The sequence below is a fragment of the Streptomyces sp. NPDC001204 genome (assembly GCF_053598035.1).
Genome location: NZ_JBSFJL010000001.1, coordinates 408045 through 425209, shown reverse-complemented (window position 1 = coordinate 425209; position 17165 = coordinate 408045). Strand labels below are relative to the sequence as shown.

14 protein-coding genes are annotated in these 17165 nt (G+C 70.8%); 5 read left to right on the top strand and 9 right to left on the bottom strand.

Features of this window, described 5'->3' with window-relative positions; all coding sequences use genetic code 11:
• Positions 1-218 precede the first annotated feature (218 nt).
• From ACWC91_RS01920 to ACWC91_RS01910, 3 genes are all read left to right on the top strand, one after another.
• Positions 219-1544, top strand: coding sequence for a PhoH family protein (locus ACWC91_RS01920; RefSeq protein ID WP_225075360.1), 1326 nt, complete (start codon positions 219-221; stop codon positions 1542-1544).
• Between the two features lie 399 nt (positions 1545-1943).
• On the top strand, positions 1944-2666 hold the full coding sequence (locus ACWC91_RS01915; protein WP_141358874.1) for an aggregation-promoting factor C-terminal-like domain-containing protein: 723 nt from the start codon (positions 1944-1946) through the stop codon (positions 2664-2666).
• Between the two features lie 131 nt (positions 2667-2797).
• On the top strand, positions 2798-4108 hold the full coding sequence (locus tag ACWC91_RS01910; protein WP_450641294.1) for an AI-2E family transporter: 1311 nt from the start codon (positions 2798-2800) through the stop codon (positions 4106-4108).
• Between the two features lie 55 nt (positions 4109-4163).
• Here the strand turns inward: ACWC91_RS01910 and ACWC91_RS01905 are convergent, their stop codons facing one another.
• Both ACWC91_RS01905 and ACWC91_RS01900 read right to left on the bottom strand, forming a co-directional pair.
• Positions 4164-4697 carry an alkyl hydroperoxide reductase gene (locus ACWC91_RS01905; protein WP_141358872.1) on the bottom strand — a complete coding sequence of 178 codons (534 nt, stop codon included), beginning with the start codon at positions 4695-4697 and terminating at the stop codon, positions 4164-4166.
• A gap of 4 nt (positions 4698-4701) precedes the next feature.
• Positions 4702-5256: a peroxiredoxin gene (locus ACWC91_RS01900; protein WP_450641292.1), complete on the bottom strand. Its 555-nt coding sequence runs from the start codon at positions 5254-5256 to the stop codon at positions 4702-4704.
• A 133-nt stretch (positions 5257-5389) separates the two neighbouring features.
• Here ACWC91_RS01900 and ACWC91_RS01895 point away from each other — a divergent pair, with 133 nt between their 5' ends.
• Positions 5390-6352, top strand: coding sequence for a hydrogen peroxide-inducible genes activator (locus ACWC91_RS01895; protein ID WP_281157058.1), 963 nt, complete (start codon positions 5390-5392; stop codon positions 6350-6352).
• 49 nt (positions 6353-6401) lie between these two features.
• On the opposite strand, the gene ACWC91_RS01890 is transcribed toward ACWC91_RS01895, so the two are convergent.
• From ACWC91_RS01890 to ACWC91_RS01870, 5 genes are all read right to left on the bottom strand, one after another.
• Positions 6402-8738, bottom strand: coding sequence for an ABC transporter permease (locus ACWC91_RS01890; protein ID WP_450641290.1), 2337 nt, complete (start codon positions 8736-8738; stop codon positions 6402-6404).
• Positions 8735-9424: an ABC transporter ATP-binding protein gene (locus ACWC91_RS01885; RefSeq protein ID WP_225075365.1), complete on the bottom strand. Its 690-nt coding sequence runs from the start codon at positions 9422-9424 to the stop codon at positions 8735-8737. The genes ACWC91_RS01890 and ACWC91_RS01885 overlap by 4 nt, the downstream gene beginning before the upstream one ends.
• Entirely contained in the window at positions 9421-9945 is a 525-nt protein-coding gene (locus ACWC91_RS01880) for a PadR family transcriptional regulator (protein ID WP_225075366.1), read from the bottom strand. The genes ACWC91_RS01885 and ACWC91_RS01880 overlap by 4 nt, the downstream gene beginning before the upstream one ends.
• Positions 9946-10050: 105 nt before the next feature.
• On the bottom strand, positions 10051-10314 hold the full coding sequence (locus ACWC91_RS01875; protein WP_450641289.1) for a hypothetical protein: 264 nt from the start codon (positions 10312-10314) through the stop codon (positions 10051-10053).
• Entirely contained in the window at positions 10311-11204 is an 894-nt protein-coding gene (locus ACWC91_RS01870; protein ID WP_225075643.1) for an SPFH domain-containing protein, read from the bottom strand. Before ACWC91_RS01870 ends, ACWC91_RS01875 begins: the two co-directional genes overlap by 4 nt.
• Positions 11205-11547: 343 nt before the next feature.
• Here ACWC91_RS01870 and ACWC91_RS01865 point away from each other — a divergent pair, with 343 nt between their 5' ends.
• Entirely contained in the window at positions 11548-13893 is a 2346-nt protein-coding gene (locus ACWC91_RS01865; RefSeq protein ID WP_450641288.1) for a transglycosylase domain-containing protein, read from the top strand.
• 74 nt (positions 13894-13967) lie between these two features.
• On the opposite strand, the gene ACWC91_RS01860 is transcribed toward ACWC91_RS01865, so the two are convergent.
• Positions 13968-16136, bottom strand: coding sequence for a SpoIIE family protein phosphatase (locus ACWC91_RS01860; RefSeq protein WP_225075369.1), 2169 nt, complete (start codon positions 16134-16136; stop codon positions 13968-13970).
• 285 nt (positions 16137-16421) lie between these two features.
• Positions 16422-17114, bottom strand: coding sequence for a cytidylyl-2-hydroxypropylphosphonate hydrolase (fomD, locus tag ACWC91_RS01855; RefSeq protein WP_450641286.1), 693 nt, complete (start codon positions 17112-17114; stop codon positions 16422-16424).
• Positions 17115-17165: the final 51 nt, after the last annotated feature.

The window sequence follows — 17165 nt, the reverse complement described above, 5'->3', positions numbered from 1 at the left end:
CACGGGCGTCGGATCTCAGCGGACGGCTCGGGGCCGTCCGCCCGGGAGGCCCTTTGTACGAGCCCGACCGTGCGGTCAACAGCACGGACGAAGACGTGGATGGCCGGTTTTCGGCCCGCCGTGTGCGGGGGCCGTCGACCGGCCGGCTTACTCCCGCCCGCCCGGCCCGGCCTCCGTCTCGTCGCTCCCCGACCTCATCCGAGGGGGTACGTCCTTCCGTGGTGACCAGCACAAAGCGCCACAAGCCAGACCGGCGCACCTACGTTCTCGACACCAGCGTCCTGCTGGCGGACCCGAACGCCCTGACCCGCTTCGACGAGCACGAGGTCGTGCTCCCGATCGTCGTGGTCACGGAACTGGAGGCCAAGCGGCACCATCCCGAACTCGGCTACTTCGCCCGGCAGGCCCTGCGTCTGCTGGACGACTACCGGGTCCGGCACGGCCGCCTCGACGCCCCCATCCCGATCGGGGACCTCGGCGGAACGGTCCGGGTCGAGCTCAACCACTCGGACCCCAGCGTGCTGCCCACCGGCTACCGCCTGGGGGACAACGACTCCCGCATCCTCGCGGTCGCCCGCAACCTGCAGGCGGAAGGGTACGACGTCACCGTCGTCTCGAAGGACCTGCCGCTGCGCATCAAGGCGTCCTCCGTCGGCCTGCTGGCCGAGGAGTACCGCGCGGAACTGGCCATCACCGACTCCTCCGGCTGGACCGGGATGTCCGAACTCACCCTGCCGGGTGAACAGGTGGACATCCTCTTCGAGGAGGGGCACCTCCACGTCCCGGAGGCGGTCGGCCTGCCCGTGCACACGGGTCTGACGATCCAGTCCGAGCGGGGCAAGGCCCTGGGCCGCGTCACACCCGAGGGCGGCGTCCGGCTGGTGCGCGGCGACCGGGAGGCGTTCGGTATCAAGGGGCGCAGCGCGGAGCAGCGGATCGCGCTGGACCTGCTGCTCGACCCGGACGTCGGGATCGTGTCGATGGGCGGCCGGGCCGGCACCGGCAAGTCGGCGCTGGCGCTGTGCGCGGGTCTGGAGGCCGTCCTGGAGCGCCGTCAGCACCAGAAGGTGATGGTCTTCCGTCCGCTGTACGCCGTCGGCGGCCAGGAGCTCGGCTATCTGCCGGGCACCGAGGCGGAGAAGATGAACCCGTGGGCGCAGGCGGTCTTCGACACGCTGTCGGCGGTCACGTCCCGGGAGGTCATCGAGGAGGTCACCGCGCGCGGGATGCTGGAGGTCCTGCCGCTCACCCACATCCGCGGCCGGTCGCTGCACGACGCGTTCGTGATCGTGGACGAGGCCCAGTCTCTGGAGCGGAACGTCCTGCTGACCGTTCTGTCCCGGATCGGGGCCAATTCGCGGGTGGTTCTGACCCATGACGTGGCGCAGCGGGACAATCTGCGGGTCGGTCGCTACGACGGTGTCGTCGCCGTCGTGGAGAAGCTGAAGGGCCATCCGCTCTTCGCGCACGTGACGCTGACCCGGTCCGAGAGGTCCCAGATCGCGGCCCTTGTGACCGAAATGTTGGAGGACGGGCACATTTGATCCAATCCGCTCACCCTCAAGAGTGATGCGGGAGTTGGCGCCGTCCGGCAAAGGCCTGAGCCTAGCCGGGCGGCGTCCGCGTGTGTGGGCATTTGGGGAAAACCCTTGGGCCGAATGAGGTGTGAGCTTTCACACGCAACTCAGAATTGCCTTGCGGCGTTGGATTACGGCAGAGTCTCACTCCTGTCAGGCCCCGCATACGACACATCTGTACCCCCAGCGGTACGGCGACACCTGAGCAGCAGCTTCAACTCCATAGCGTCGTCGTATGCCGCCCGAGCACCACGTGGCGCTCCCCTCGGGGGAGTTGCCCACCGGGCCCGCGCCTCCCGTGACCCCGCAGTTGGGAGGCCAGTGCCAGGGGCACGATTGCGTCCGCCAGGGTCACCGAAGCGGGCGATGCTGGAAGGAAACCGTGTGAGCCGGATCTCGGTCCGGGGATTCGCAGTGGCCTCCGCCACCGCGGTCACCGCTGTCGGAAGCGTCGTCGGTGTTGCCTCGGGCAGCACCGCGCAGAACAACGACGCCGAGGCGATGGCAGCCGACGCGACGCTTCTCGCGGACATCCCCGTAGGCCAGCAGGCCCAGGTGCAGACCGCCTCCCTGGCGCAGCAGGCCGACGCGCAGGCCATCGCCGCGGACGCGAGCGCCAAGAAGGAGGCCGAGCAGGCCGCCCGCAAGGCCGCCGCCCAGACGGCGATCGCCAAGAAGGCGGAGGCCGAGAGGGCCGAGAAGGCCGCCAAGGAAGCCAAGGAGCGCGCCGAGCTCGAGGCGGCGGCCAGCCGTTCCGCGAGCCGCGACGCCTCCAGCTTCCCGGTGCAGAGCTCGTACACCATCTCGCAGATCCAGGCGATGGCGCGTTCGATGGTGCCCGCGGGCCAGTTCCAGTGCTTCAGCAACATCGTGAACCACGAGTCCAGCTGGAACTACCGGGCGGTCAACCCCTCCTCCGGCGCGTACGGCCTGTTCCAGGCGCTGCCCGGCTCCAAGATGTCCTCCGTGGGCGCCGACTGGCAGACCAACCCGGCCACCCAGATCAAGTGGGGCCTGAACTACATGGACAGCCGCTACGGCAGCCCGTGCGACGCGTGGAACTTCTGGCAGGCCAACCACTGGTACTGAGCCGGACCACCGCCGAACTCAACCTCCGCACAGCCCCTCCCCGTCTTAGGGGGAGGGGCTGTTGCCCTGTACGGTCGGACCGGACGACTCCAGGGGGAGTGGTGGGGAGAGACGGGGGAAGAGGACGGATCATGTCGCGAGTGCCAGGGTGGCTCGGCCGGCTCGGCACCGGACTCACCGAAATGGGTGAGCGGTTGGACGAGCGCCGCGCCGAGGTGGAGAAGGACCACACCGACCCCGCCGGGCCGGAGCCGGACGTGGACCCCGAGCCCCTGCCGGACCCGGTCGCAGGCCCCGCCCGGCCCGATCCCGCCCAGGCCGTGCCCTGGGGCGTACGGGTGGCGGCGGAGGCGGGCTGGCGGGTGCTGGTTCTCGCGGGCACCGTGTGGGTGCTGATGCGCGCCATCAGCGCCATCCAGCTGGTGGTGCTCGCGTTCGTGACCGCGCTGCTCATCACGGCGCTGCTCCAGCCGACGGTGGCGTGGCTGAGGCGGTACGGGTTGCCGCGGGGGCCGGCCACCGCGCTCACCGCGATCCTCGGCTTCGTCATCATGGGGCTGATCGGGTGGTTCGTGACCTGGCAGGTGATGGAGAACATCGACACGCTCTCCAGCCAGATCCAGGACGGCATCGACCAGTTGCGCAAGTGGCTGCTGAACAGTCCCTTCCATGTCACCGACAAGCAGATCAACCAGATAGCGAAGAACCTGCGGGACGCGATCGGCGCCAACACCGATCAGATCACCTCGGCCGGCCTCCAGGGCGTGACGGTGATCGTGGAGGCGCTGACCGGGATTCTGCTGACGGTCTTCTCCACGCTGTTCCTGCTCTACGACGGCCGGCGCATCTGGGAGTGGACGCTGAAGCTGGTGCCGGCTGCGGCGCGTCCGGGCGTGGCCGGTGCCGGTCCGCGGGCCTGGCGCACGCTGACCGCGTACGTGCGCGGCACGGTGATCGTGGCGCTGATCGACGCGATCTTCATCGGGCTGGGGATCTACTTCCTCAACGTGCCGATGGCGGTGCCGCTGGCCGTCTTCATCTTCCTGTTCGCCTTCATCCCGCTGGTGGGCGCGGTGGTGTCGGGCGCGCTGGCGGTGGTCGTGGCCCTGGTCACCCAGGGAGTCTTCACCGCGGTGATGGTCCTGGTGGTGGTGCTGGCGGTGCAGCAGCTCGAGGGGCACGTGCTGCAACCGTTCATCCTCGGCCGTGCCGTGCGGGTGCACCCGCTGGCGGTGGTCCTGTCGGTCGCCGCGGGCGGGCTGATCGCGGGGATCGGCGGCGCTGTGGTGGCGGTGCCGCTGGTGGCGGTGACGAACACGGTGGTGGGATATCTGCGGGCCTATGCGCGTGAGCAGGAGCGGCGTCAGGCACGCGCGTCCGAGGCGGCTCCGGCGGAGCCGGCCACCGTGCCGTCCGGCTCGGGGGGTCCCGAACAGAGCTGAAACGACGAACCCCGTCCACCTTCGAGGGTGGACGGGGTTCGTCGTGCGGTGCGCGTTACTCCGCGAGGGCCGCTTCCGCGTCGAGGGTCGTCGCGACGGCCTGGACCACCGCGGCGATCTTGAACGCTTCCTGGATGACCTCGCGGTCCACGCCGGCCTTGCGCAGGACCTGCTCGTGGGAGTCGAGGCACATGCCGCAGCCGTTGATGGCGGAGACGGCGAAGGACCACAGCTCGAAGTCGATCTTGTCGACGCCGGGGTTGCCGATGACGTTCATCCGCAGGCCGGCCCGCAGGGTGCCGTACTCCTGGTCGGACAGGAGGTGGCGGGTGCGGTAGAAGACGTTGTTCATCGCCATGACGGCCGCCGCGGCCTTGGCCGCGGTGTACGCCTCCGGCGACAGGTTCGCCTTCGCCTCCGGCTCCAGCTCACGCAGGACGATCGGCGAGCGCGAGGCGATCGCCGTGGCCAGCACCGTGCCCCACAGCTGCTGCGCGGGCAGGTCGCTGTTGCCGATGACCGAGCCCAGGTTGAGCTTGAGGTCCTTGGCGTAGTCCGGGACGGCGGACTTCAGGGAGTCCAGGGACATGGGGTCACTCACCCGCCAGCAGGGCGACCGGGTCGAGGGTCTCGTCGCCCTTGGTCCAGTTGCAGGGGCACAGCTCGTCCGTCTGGAGGGCGTCCAGGACCCGCAGGACCTCCTTGGGGTTACGGCCGACCGAGCCCGCCGTCACCATGGAGAACTGGATCTCGTTGTTCTGGTCCACGATGAAGACCGCGCGCTTGGCGAAGCCGTCCTCGCCCTCGATGCCGAGGTCGCGCATCAGCTCGTGCTTGGAGTCCGCCATCATCGGGAACGGCAGGTCACGCAGGTCGTCGTGGTCCTTGCGCCAGGCGTGGTGGACGAACTCGGAGTCGCCGGAGAAGCCGAGGACCTGGGCGTCGCGGTCGGCGAACTCGTCGTTCAGCTTGCCGAAGGCGGCGATCTCGGTCGGGCACACGAAGGTGAAGTCCTTGGGCCAGGCGAAGACGACCTTCCACTTGCCCTCGTAGGTCTTGTGGTCGAGCGTCTCGAACTCCTTGCCCTTCTCCAGCGAGACGCAGGCGGTCAGTTCGAACTCGGGGAACTTGTCACCGACAGTGAGCACGCGCTCTCCTTGCAGCGAGGAAACACCGGTCGCGCTGATGTTTCCCATGGGTTGGACGATGCCGATGGTGGCACACGGTGCATTGATTACAGAAATAGCTACACTCGGTCGGGTTGATCGGAGGTGGTTATCAGTGACCGTCGGTAATCTCGGAAAGCGCAGGCAGCCTAGCCTGTCCCAGTTGCGCGCCTTCGCCGCGGTCGCGGAGCATCTGCACTTCCGGGACGCCGCCGCGTCGATCGGCATGAGCCAGCCGGCCCTCTCCGGTGCCGTCTCCTCGCTGGAGGAGGCACTCGGTGTCACGCTGCTGGAGCGTACGACGCGCAAGGTGCTGCTCTCGCCCGCCGGCGAGCGGCTCGCCGTCCGTGCCAAGGCCGTGCTCGGGGAGGTCGGCGCCCTGCTGGAGGAGGCCGAGGCCGTCCGGGCGCCCTTCACCGGCGTACTGCGGCTCGGGGTCATCCCCACCGTCGCGCCCTATCTGCTGCCCACCGTGCTGAGGCTCGTCCACGACCGCTACCCCGACCTCGACCTCCAGGTCCACGAGGAGCAGACCGCCAACCTCCTCGACGGGCTCGCCGGCGGGCGGCTCGACCTGCTGCTCCTCGCCGTCCCCCTCGGCGTGCCCGGCGTCGTCGAACTCCCCCTGTTCGACGAGGACTTCGTCCTGGTGACCCCGCTCGACCACCGGCTCGGCGGCCGGGAGGGCATCCCGCGTGAGGCTCTGAAGGAGCTCAATCTGCTGCTGCTCGACGAGGGTCACTGCCTGCGCGACCAGGCGCTCGACATCTGCCGCGAGGCCGGTCGGGAGAACGCCCCGGTGACGACGACCGCCGCGGGGCTGTCCACCCTCGTCCAGCTCGTCGCCGGCGGCCTCGGCTGCACCCTGCTGCCCCGTACCGCCCTCAGGGTCGAGACCTCCCGCAACAACCAGCTCCTCACCGGCTACTTCGCCGACCCCGCCCCCTCCCGCCGTATCGCCCTGGCCATGCGCACCGGCGCGGCCCGCGCCGCCGAGTACCGGGAACTGGCCGCCGCTCTGCGCACGGACCTGCGGCCCCTGCCGGTGCGGGTGCTGGACGGCGTCGGCCGGGACTGAGTCCCCGGGTGCGACCGGGCCCCCGGGCGCGGGGGCCCGGTCCCGGGGTTCACTCCGTGCGCAGGCCGTCGGGGCGCATCAGGCGCAGCAGCGGCGGAAGGCTGAGCAGGGTGACCGCGAGGACGACTCCCGCGCCCATGCCGGTCATCGCCAGCACGCTCGGCCAGTGCACGGCCACCGTCGTGCTCGTCATCTTCAGCAGCACCGCTCCCAGCGTCATCCCCACCACCGCGGCCAGCAGCAGGCCGAGCATGACCGGGATCGCCGTCTGCCACAGCACCGACAGGCTCAGCGTGCGCCGCCGGGTACCGAAGGCGACCAGCGCCGACAGCAGCTTCTTCCGCTCGCGCAACTGCTCCAGCTGCGACACCAGCAGGCTCGCCCCGATCAGCAGCAGCACACAGGTCGCGCCGACGAACAGGCCGGTGCGGATGGAGGCGAACTTCTTCGACTCCTCAGTGGCGACCCACACGTGCGCGCCCGTCATCGGGTCGATCGCCGCCGCCGTGTTGCGCACGTACTCGTGCACGTCCGGGATCGACTGGTCGATCGACAGGTAGACCTGTCCCCAGGCCGTCGTGGCATTCTGCGGGGGCGCCGCGGCCGGCGTCATCAGCAGGCCGCTGCGCCTTTCTCCCATGGGGTCCTCGATCGCGCGGGCGGGCTTCAGGGTGGCCGGGACGGTCCACGGAACATCGTCCTGCTCCACGCCCGAGGACATGTCGAAGTACAGCTCGCGGCCGGGCCTGGCCAGCTTCGCGGTGTCGGCGTCGAACTCGCTGCCGCTGAGGGCGAAGACGTCCCCGTCGTGGCAGGAGGACATGCGCGCCACCTCGCGCAGGGAGGCGCAGTCGCCGATCGTCACCGTGGCCGAGACACGAGATTCCTCCTCGTTCTTCCAGGACTTGTCGCCGACCGATCCCTGGGAAAGCACCGTGGCCTTCCGCACGCCCTTCGTGGCCGAGAACTTCTCGGCGGCCCCGGTGAGCGAGATGCCTCGCGGCGCGCTGACCTCCATCTGGGCCCGGAAGAGGTTCTTCCCGGAGTTCTTGGTGTAGTCGCCCTGCACTCCGGCGAAGAGCATCTGGAGCGCGATCGCCCCGGCCACCGCGACCGCGATGCCGCTGACCAGGCGTGCCGCCGTACCGCTGCTCAACTGGAGCCGTCGCACGGCCAGTTGCCAGGCCACCCCGCCGCCGCCGAGCCGGGCGACGACCGTCTCCACGGCCCACGGCAGCAGCGCGGTCACCCCGATCAGCAGCAGGGTCACGCCGCCGATCACCAGGTACTGGTTGAAGTCGCCGTTCCCGCGGCCCTGGCCGAACATCGGGTAGAGCATCCCCAGCCCCACGACGGGAAGCAGCAGCCGCCACCACAGGCGGCGCCGCGCGGGCTTCGCCGTGCGCACCACGCCCAGCGGCTCGATGACCACTCCGCGCAGCGCCAGCAGGGTGACCAGCACCGCCGCGGCCGGGACCGCGACCGCCACCAGGACGGCCAGCCAGGGAGAGGGGTTGAGGTAGCTCGGGAAGACGCTGATGCCGACGACCTCGACGGACCCGGCGACCTGACGGCCGATCAGGAAGAAGACCGTACCGAAGACCAGCCCGAGCAACGCGCCCGCCATCGCCTCGCCGGCCGCGATGCGGCGGGTCATCCGGCTGTCGGAGCCGACCAGCCGGAGTGCGGCGAGCCTGCGGTCGCGCTGCTCGCCGCCGAACCGCACCGCCGCGGCGATGAACACGGCGACCGGCATCAGCAGCGCCACGAAGACGACCATCACGAGCAGCAGCAGCACCGGGTCCGAGCGCTCCGTCCGCTGCGGACTGCCGAACTCGGTGATCCGGGCCACCTGCCAGCCGTTGATGCGCGGCGCCAGATTCTCCACGCCCGCGTAGTAGGCCAGTTCGCGGGAGCCGATGAGTCCGCTCTCGGCGATCGTGCCGACCACGCGGTACGGCAGCCGCTCCCTCAGCAGCCTTCCGGACCCGGAGTCGAGCAGTTCCCCGAGCGCGGGCGAGACCACCATCTCGCCCGGCCCCGGGTACGCGGTCACCCCCAGGGGGAGCGGCGCCCGCGGCCCCTCGGGCTCCACCAGCCGTCCGCGCACCTCCTTGTCGCCGTACGTGGTGTCGACGTCCGCGATCACCAGGGTGTCGTCGGCCTTCGGCGGGGGATTCTGGATGTAGGTGTAGTCCTCGCGGGCCTCGCTGCGATCGTGCCGTACCGACAGCGCGCTCGGTATCGCGGTCGTGAGCAGCAGCAGTGCCACGCCGAGCCCGACGCCGACCGCCGTGAGCATGACCCGGAGCCATCCCTCGCGTCCCCCCGTGAACGCGAACCTGGCCCCCATGCCCAGGTCGCGGGCCCACTGACGTGCGGTCATGCGATCCGCTCCATGTCCCGGGACCTGCCGTCCCGTACGACGATCTCGCGGTCGGAGTAGGCGGCGACCCGCGCCTCGTGGGTGACGAGGACGACCGCCGCGTTGGACGAGCGGGCGGCCTCGGTGAGCAGTTCCATCACGCGCTCGCCGTTGAGCGAGTCCAGCGCGCCGGTCGGCTCGTCGGCGAAGAGCACGCGTGGGTCGGTGGCCAGCGCCCGGGCGACCGCGACGCGCTGGCCCTGACCGCCGGAGACCTCGCCGGGGCGCTTCTTGCGCAGGTCGTCCACCTCCAGCCGGCGCATCCACTCCAGCGCCGCCCGCTCGGCCTCCTTGCGGGAGGTGCCGTTCAGCCGGAGCGGCAGGGCCACGTTCTCCACGCAGGTCAGCTCGGGCACGAGCTGGCCGAACTGGAAGACGAAGCCGAACTCCGAGCGCCTGAGCGCACTGCGCTGGGCGTCGGTCATGGTCGACAGCTCACGGCCGTCGTAGGTGATCGACCCCGAGTCGGGGGTGACGATCCCGGCGAGGCAGTGCAGCAGGGTGGACTTGCCGGAGCCGGAGGGCCCCATCACGGCGACGACCTCGCCGGCGTGGATGGAGAATCCGGCGCCGTCCAGGGCGGTGGTCGGGCCGTAGGCCTTGTGCAGGTTCTCGGCGGTCAGCAGGGAGCCGGGGGGAGGGGTCACCGGGCCACCGCCTCACGGAGCTTGTCGAGGCGGGCCGCGGTCAGCTCCAGCCAGCGCAGATCGGCCTCGAGGTGGAACAGGGCGTGGTCGCAGATGAGCTGGTCGGCGAGATCCCCCTTGCGCTTGCGGTCGGTCAGGATCCGCATGCTGCGCAGGTGCTCGGCGCGCTGGGTGTCGAGGACGTCGGCGGCGTCGCGATGGGTGAGCAGCGCCAGGACGACCTTGGTGTAGAGCGTCGACTGAAGGTACAGTTCCGGCTTCTCCGGCGTGGCGAGCCACCGCTCCACGTCGGTCACGCCGGCCTGGGTGATCGCGTACCGCTTGCGCTCGGGGCCCTCACCCGCCTCGATTCCGTCGACCTCGACGAGCCCGTTCTTCAGCAGTCGGGACATCGTCGAGTAGACCTGGCCGTAGTGCAGCGGCCGGTCGTGACCGAACTTCTCGTCGAAGGCGCGCTTCAGGTCGTAACCGTGACGCGGGCCGGACTCAAGGAGCCCCAGGAGGGTGTGACCGATGGACATGCCGACGACTCTACACAGTGTGTATACGCGGCATGTATACGCCGAGTGTCGACGTGGTGGCGGAAGAGGTGAATGCGCAGGTGGGGGGCGATTGTCACGGTTCTGCTACGGGGTCTGAGGTCCCTCGGGCGGTCGCGGGGTGCGCGGAGGGCGGCCGCGGCGCGGGAGGGGGTCGGCCTCGCCCGGCAGGCGGCCCGTCTCCGCGAGGGCGCGGCGCAGGAGGAACTCGATCTGCGCGTTGGCCGAGCGGAGCTCGTCCGAGGCCCAGCGGGCGAGCGCGTCGTACACCGACGGGTCCAGCCGCAGCAGCACCTGCTTGCGCTGCCGCGGCCGGCGGCCGGGGGAGGACCCTTCCTCGGTGGCGGTCACTGGTAGAGCGTCCCGGTGTTCAGCACGGGCTGCGGTGCCCGGTCCCCGCACAGCACCACCATCAGGTTCGAGACCATCGCCGCCTTCCGTTCCTCGTCCAGTTCCACGATCCCCTGCTCGGAGATCCTGGCGAGCGCCGCCTCGACCATGCCGACCGCGCCGTCCACGATCTCCCGGCGGGCCGCGACGACCGCGCCGGCCTGTTGCCGCTGGAGCATCGCCGAGGCGATCTCGGGGGCGTAGGCCAGATGTGTGAAGCGGGACTCGACGATCTGCACCCCGGCCGCCTCCACGCGCGCGTGCAGTTCGGCGGCGAGCTTCTCGGTGATCTCCTCGGCGTTGCCGCGCAGCGACAGCCCGTCCTCGTCGTGGGCGTCGTAGGGGTACTCGATCGCGATGTGCCGTACGGCCGCCTCGGTCTGGGTGGAGACGAACTCCAGGAAGTCGTCCACCTCGAAGGTGGCTTGCGCGGTGTCCCGCACCTTCCACACCACGACCGCGGCGAGCTCGATGGGGTTGCCGTAGGCGTCGTTGACCTTGAGCACGGCGGTTTCGTGGTTGCGGACGCGGGTGGAGATCTTCGTCCGGGAGGTGAAGGGGTTCACCCAGCGCAGCCCGTCCTCGCGGATCGTGCCCCGGTAGCGGCCGAAGAGCTGGACCACCCGGGCCTCGCCCGGCGCGACCGTGTTCAGCCCGCACATCCCGAGCAGCGCGCCGACGCCGACCACGAGGGCGACGACGATCAGCGCGGCCTTCGCGCCGGTGGCCGAGGCGTTCGCCCCGCCCGCGAACAGGGCCGCGGCGACCAGCAGTCCGAGGAGGCCGAGGAGCAGGGCGAGTCCGCCCCCGATGCTGTGCGCCGGGAACTCCCGCACGCGCGGCTCGGGCATCTCGGGCAGTTCGGCCGGTTCGACGGCGGGTGCGGGGTCCTGTGCGAGGTCGTGTGTGGCGTCGCGCGGTGGCTGTGCGGGCATGGCGGATCCCCCTGGTCGTCGTGGGCCCGCGGCATCGCGGACCATGGTTTCTGTACTAGCTAAGTGATATCACTTTATCGTCGCATGGCAACCCTTGGTGCCCCTGGAACGTCGGTTCCACTGGGGCGGGTGCTGATTGTCACGTCCGTAATGGGACGTATCAGGGCGCCTTTGTCACAGACGGCGGTGTTAGCTTTCTGAGCTGACCCGGACCACGCACCTGAGTGACAGGCGAGACGGAAGCGGAGCGTACGGACCCATGGGACGAGCGGAAGAGAGACGAGCGCGGCAGCGCGGGGGCCGCCGCGCGGCGCCCCAGGGCTCGTCCGGGACACCGGCGGCGGGCACAGGACCCGCCGGCGGCGGCAGGGCCGCGGCCCGCCGGGCGGCGAGGCCGAAGGGGAAGAGCGGGTTGGGCCGCCTGTTCACCTGGAAGAAGATCCTCGGCACCTTCCTCGGCGTCTGCCTGCTTGGCATGGGCGCCTTCATCGTGCTGTACATGGTCGTGGACATACCCGAGGGCAACGCCGACGCGCAGCGCCAGAGCAACATCTACAAGTACAGCGACGGCACGATCCTGGCCCGTACCGGCGAGGTCAACCGCGAGATGGTGGACCTGTCCAAGGTGCCCAAGGCCGTCCAGCACTGCTTCGTCGCGGCCGAGAACAAGACCTTCTACACCGACAACGGCGTCGACCTGAAGGGCACCGCCCGCGGTCTGCTCAACACGGTGAGCGGCAAGGGCGCGCAGGGCGGCTCGACGATCACCCAGCAGTACGTCAAGAACTTCTACCTCAACCAGGACCAGACCGTCACGCGCAAGCTGAAGGAACTGGTCATCTCGCTGAAGGTGGACCAGCGGATGTCGAAGGACGACATCCTCGCCGGCTACATCAACACCAGCTACTACGGCCGGGGCGCCTACGGCATCCAGGCCGCCGCGCAGGCCTACTACCGCGTCGACGCCAAGGACCTCAGCGTCGAGCAGGGCGCGTACCTGGCCGCCCTGATGCAGGCCCCGAGCCAGTACGACTGGGCCGTCGCGAGCGACACCGGCAAGCGGCTCGCGCAGCAGCGCTGGAACTACGTGCTGAACAACATGGTCAAGCAGCGCTGGCTGGACGCCGGCAAGCGGCAGACCATGAAGTTCCCCGTCCCCAAGGAGCCCCGGCCCGCTCCCGGGCGGGAGGGCCAGAAGGGCTACCTCATCGCCCTGGCCAACCAGCAGCTCGAACAGCAGCTGATGAAGGACCAGGACCTGACCCAGGGCCAGGCGGAGCAGGCGGTCGAAGGCCAGGGCTGGACCATCACCCTGAACATCGACAAGAAGAAGCAGTCCGCGCTGGAGGAGGCGGTCAAGTCGCAGCTCACCGGCAAGCTGGACGCGAAGAAGCGGACGGTGGACGGGCACGTCCAGGCCGGTGCCGTCTCCGTCGACCCGGAGTCCGGGCACATCCTCGCCCTGTACGGCGGCGAGGACTACCTGAAGCACTACCTCAGCAACGCGACCCGGCGGGACTACCAGCCGGCCTCCACCTTCAAGCCGGTGATCCTGGCCGCGGCGCTGGACGAGGACTCCAGGACCCAGGACGGCCGGCCGATCACGGCGAACACCGTCTACGACGGCACCAGCGGCCGTCAGGTCCTCGACCACGGCACCAAGGTCGGCTTCGGCCCGCCCAACGAGGACGACCAGAACTACGGCGACATCACGGTCCAGAGGGCCATGAACCAGTCCGTCAACTCCGTCTTCGCGCAGATGGGCGTCGACGTGGGCATGGACAAGGTGATGGAGGTCGCCGGCAAGCTCGGCATGAACACCAAGGGCATGCAGGCGGTACCGGCCCAGACGCTGGGCTCCATGGGCGCCAGCCCGCTGGAGATGGCCGGGATGTACGCCACCCTCGACAACCACGGCAAGAAGGTCACCCCGACCATCGTCAAGTCGGCCGAGCAGAAGAGCCGTACGGTCAAGATGGCCGACCCGATCGGCGAGCAGGTCATCAGCCGCGAGGCCGCCGACACGGTCACCTCCGTGCTGACCGGCGTGGTCGACGACGGTACGGCCAAGACGTCGGTGCGGGACAACCCGCGGCGCAACGGCCAGCAGGTGGCGGGCAAGACGGGCACGTCCGACGAGAACAAGTCCGCCTGGTTCACCGGCTACACGCCGGGCCTGGTCACCTCCGTCGGCCTGTTCGGCGAGAACCCGAAGACCCATGCGCACACCACGCTGAGCGGTGCCACCGGGCTCATCCCGGGCAGCGGCCGTATCAACGGCGGTGGCTACCCCGCGCAGATCTGGGCCGACTACACCTTCCACGCCATGGGCGAGGTCAGCAAGTTCGACCTGGAAACCAAGCAGGGTGCCGCCGTGGAGCCGTCCACGTCCCCGTCGGTCACCGAGTCGCCGAGCGAGACTCCGTCCGAGACGCCCACCACCACCGCGCCGTCGGTGTCCGAATCGCCCAGCGAGACGCCCAGCCAGACGCCGTCGCAGACACCGAGCCAGACACCGTCGCAGTCGCCGAGCGACACGTCGTCGAGCAGAGAGCCGACGGACGGCCTCAGCGACAACCCGCTGCTCCCCAACGAGCAGCAGTGAGCGACTCGCGGTGAGCAGCGCGAAGGGGCGCCCGGTCGGACCGGGCGCCCCTTCGCGTGTCCGCCGGCTCCGGCTCAGCCCTGGTTCAGCTCGAACCAGACCACCTTGCCGGTGCTCAGCCGGGTCGCGCCCCAGCGTCTGGCCAGCCGGTTGACCAGGTACAGTCCGCGTCCGCCCTCGTCGGTGGCGCGGGCCTGCCGCAGACGCGGCAACTGCGGGACGTCGTCGCCGACCTCGCAGCGCAGCACATCGGTGCGCAGCAGGCGCAGGGTGACCGGGCGGGAGGCGTAGCGCACGGCGTTGGTGACGACCTCGCTGATCAGCAGCTCCACGGAGTCGGTGAGTTCCTCCAGGCCCCAGCGGGCCAGCGCCCGGCGGGCCAGGCGGCGGGCCTGTCCGGGGGCGGCGTCCTCCGGGTCCAGGGTCCAGTACGCCACGTCGCTCGGCGCGATGCCGTCGAAACGGGCGGCGAGGAGCGCGATGTCGTCGTCCCGGTCACCCGGGCCGAGCATGTCGAGCACCTCGTCGCACAGCGCCTCCAGCGGCGGCGGATGGTCGGGGCCGGTGAGCTGCGCGGTCGCCGAGAGCTTCTCGCGCAGCTGCTCTATGCCCGTCCACACGTCCCGCAGCCGCGACTCGACCAGGCCGTCGGTGTAGAGCAGCAGGGTCGCGCCCGCCGGGGCGTCCAGCTCGACCGCCTCGAAGTCGACACCGCCGACGCCGATCGGCGCGCCCGGCGGCACCCGCAGCACCTCCGAGCGGCCGCCCAGGTGCAGCAGGACCGGCGGCGGGTGGCCGGCGTTGGCGATGGTGATGCGGTGCGCGACCGGGTCGTAGACCGCGTACAGGCAGGTCGCCATGCGGTCGGAGCCCAGGCGCTGCGCCTGCTCGTCGAGGTGGTGCAGCACCTCCTGCGGCGGCAGGTCGAGCCCGGCCAGGGTCTGCGCGGTGGTGCGCAACTGGCCCATGATCGCGGCCGAGGTCATGGAGTGGCCCATGACGTCGCCGACGACGAGGGCGACCCGGCTGCCGGGCAGCGGGATCGCGTCGTACCAGTCCCCGCCGACCCGGGCGGTCTCCGCGGCGGGCAGATAGCGGGAGGCCAGCCGTACGCCGGTGGGGCGGGGCAGCGTCTCCGGCAGCATGGTGCGCTGCAACTCGTCGGCGATGTACGCCTCACGGCCGTACAGCACCGCTTTGTCGATGCCGAGGGCGCTGTGCGTGGCGAGCTGCGCGGCGACGAGCAGGTCGTCGGGCTGGAACGCGTGGCGCTCCGGGCGGCGCAGGAACAGCGCGGCACCGATGACCCGGCGCCGGCCGCGCAGCGGGGCGAGAATGGTGCGTTGCCCGTCGGGCACGACCAACTCGGAGTCCTCGCCGAGGAGTTCCATCAGAGCTGCATGGGCTGACGCGGTGTCCGTGAACACCGGACGCACGCCGCGCAGCACCTCGCCCAGCGCGGAGCCGGGCCGAACCTCGCACAGCTCGTTGGTCACCGCCGACAGCTCGGCCGGCTGCTCCGGCACCGGCGCCGGCATGAACCCCAGCTCGGTGTCGCGCTCCGCCGGTATCCGGTCGGTGCGCCGCAGCCGCAGGACGAGCGGGCCGGCGGGCCGCTCGTCGCCCACCGGCAGCGGCTCGCGCAGATACACGAGGATGGCGTCGGAGAAGGTCGGCACGGTGGCCCGGCACAGCCCCAGGACGATCTCGTCGAGGTCCATGCCACGGGCGATGCGCCGGGTGGCCGCCCCCACGAACCGCAGCCGGTCCCCGTCCCGGCGCATGGGCAGCGTCCGCCCGGGCGGCAGTCCCTGCCCGGTACGGCGCTCCTGGCCGTCGGGAGGCACACCGCGCCCGGCCCGCCGCTCCCGGCCGCCGGGCCCGCCCGCCGCGCGGGGCGCCTCGGCGTTCGCCTGCCCGGAGTCGGTGCCGTCGGGGGTCCCGTCCTCGCCGGTCCTGCCCCCGGTGACCCTGGCCGCCGCGTCCGGCTGGGCGGGGATGCCCTCCGGCGCGGGGCGCGGACGGTGTGCGTCGGGCTCGGCGGACGCCGGCTGGGAATGCTCGGACCCGGCCGCGCCGACCGGACGCGGCACGTCGTCGGCCGGGCCGGACTGAAGCGGTAACGCCGCGGCCCCCGGGGCGGTGGGGGTACGCAGAAGCGCCCCACGGGCGTCCGCGGGGTCGGCGCCCGGCTGGGGGCGTTCGAAGGAGGTCGGCTGCTCCGTCACGCGTGTCGAATCCATCCGTCCGGGGCTGCGCGCCGGGCGCGCAGTTCGTCCCGCCGAAGACCCGATACCCGGAATACATGCCCCGGGAACGGATTTCCGGCGTGGTCAGAGGCTGTTGCTGTGCCGCCGGCGAACCGACCGTGGTCCGCACGGGTGTTGCCCTCGTACCCCTCGCTCACGTCCTGCCGCCCCTCGGTGACGTTTGATCAGACCCGGTTTGAGCACCGGGAGTTGGTACCGGCCCTACGCCTGTTGCGGAGGACGATCCTACGTTTCCCGCCCGGGGGCGCATCAAGGGTCTCATGAGGCCACGCGCGTGGGGGAGCGGTCCCAGTCGTCCGGCAGTGACGGTACCTCCCAGGCCGGGTCCGGGCGCCACTGCTGCCAGGACTCAGAGAACGGCGGACGCCAGGCGCGGATCGTCTCCACCGCGTCCCGGCCCGCGGCCCGGACCCGCTCGGCGAGTTCGGCGTCCACCAGCCCGTCCCGCTGCGCCTGCGCGAACTCGTCCTCGTCCCGCCAGTGCCAACTGCGGTCCGGATGAACGGAGATGTCCAGGAAGTGATCTTCGGAGTCGACCCCGCCCGCCCAGCGGGCCAGCGGTTCCTCCAGGTTGACGTACCAGTTCTTGAACCGCCAGCCGGGCTCCCAGAACAGCCACACCGACCAGGGCTCGCCGGGCCGGGCCAGCTTCAGCACGCCCGTGCCGAACCAGCGGTCGCGCTGCACGGTGCGCGGCTTGGTGTAACGCGACGCCAGCGGTTCCAGGTGCACGGGTGTGCCGTCGGCGAGCACGGGTCTGACGCACTCGGTGCCGGGCGCCATCCACACGGCGAGCAGCCCCGGGTCGTCCTGTACGACGGTCACGGGCCGCACGATGTGGAAGCGCGCGCCGCCGTTCTCCCGGTACCGCCACAGGATCCGGCTGCCGGGGGTCCAGGGCGCGGCCGCACCGCCCGTCGCCGCGCGTGCGCTCGCTCCGTCGTCTGTCATGCGCAAATATTAGGTGCCCGGGGCATCCGCCGCCGTGCGGGACGTCAGGGT

What these genes read in the sequence shown, in the direction of transcription:
- ACWC91_RS01915 (WP_141358874.1), top strand. Translation starts at nt 1,944, where the DNA reads ATGCTGGAAGGAAACCGTGTGAGCCGGATCTCGGTCCGGGGATTCGCA.
- ACWC91_RS01910 (WP_450641294.1), top strand. Translation starts at nt 2,798, where the DNA reads ATGTCGCGAGTGCCAGGGTGGCTCGGCCGGCTCGGCACCGGACTCACC.
- ACWC91_RS01905 (WP_141358872.1), bottom strand. Translation starts at nt 4,697, where the DNA reads ATGTCCCTGGACTCCCTGAAGTCCGCCGTCCCGGACTACGCCAAGGAC.
- ACWC91_RS01890 (WP_450641290.1), bottom strand. Translation starts at nt 8,738, where the DNA reads ATGACCGCACGTCAGTGGGCCCGCGACCTGGGCATGGGGGCCAGGTTC.
- ACWC91_RS01880 (WP_225075366.1), bottom strand. Translation starts at nt 9,945, where the DNA reads ATGTCCATCGGTCACACCCTCCTGGGGCTCCTTGAGTCCGGCCCGCGT.
- ACWC91_RS01870 (WP_225075643.1), bottom strand. Translation starts at nt 11,204, where the DNA reads ATGCCCGAGCCGCGCGTGCGGGAGTTCCCGGCGCACAGCATCGGGGGC.
- ACWC91_RS01865 (WP_450641288.1), top strand. Translation starts at nt 11,548, where the DNA reads ATGGGACGAGCGGAAGAGAGACGAGCGCGGCAGCGCGGGGGCCGCCGC.
- ACWC91_RS01860 (WP_225075369.1), bottom strand. Translation starts at nt 16,136, where the DNA reads ATGGATTCGACACGCGTGACGGAGCAGCCGACCTCCTTCGAACGCCCC.
- fomD (WP_450641286.1), bottom strand. Translation starts at nt 17,114, where the DNA reads ATGACAGACGACGGAGCGAGCGCACGCGCGGCGACGGGCGGTGCGGCC.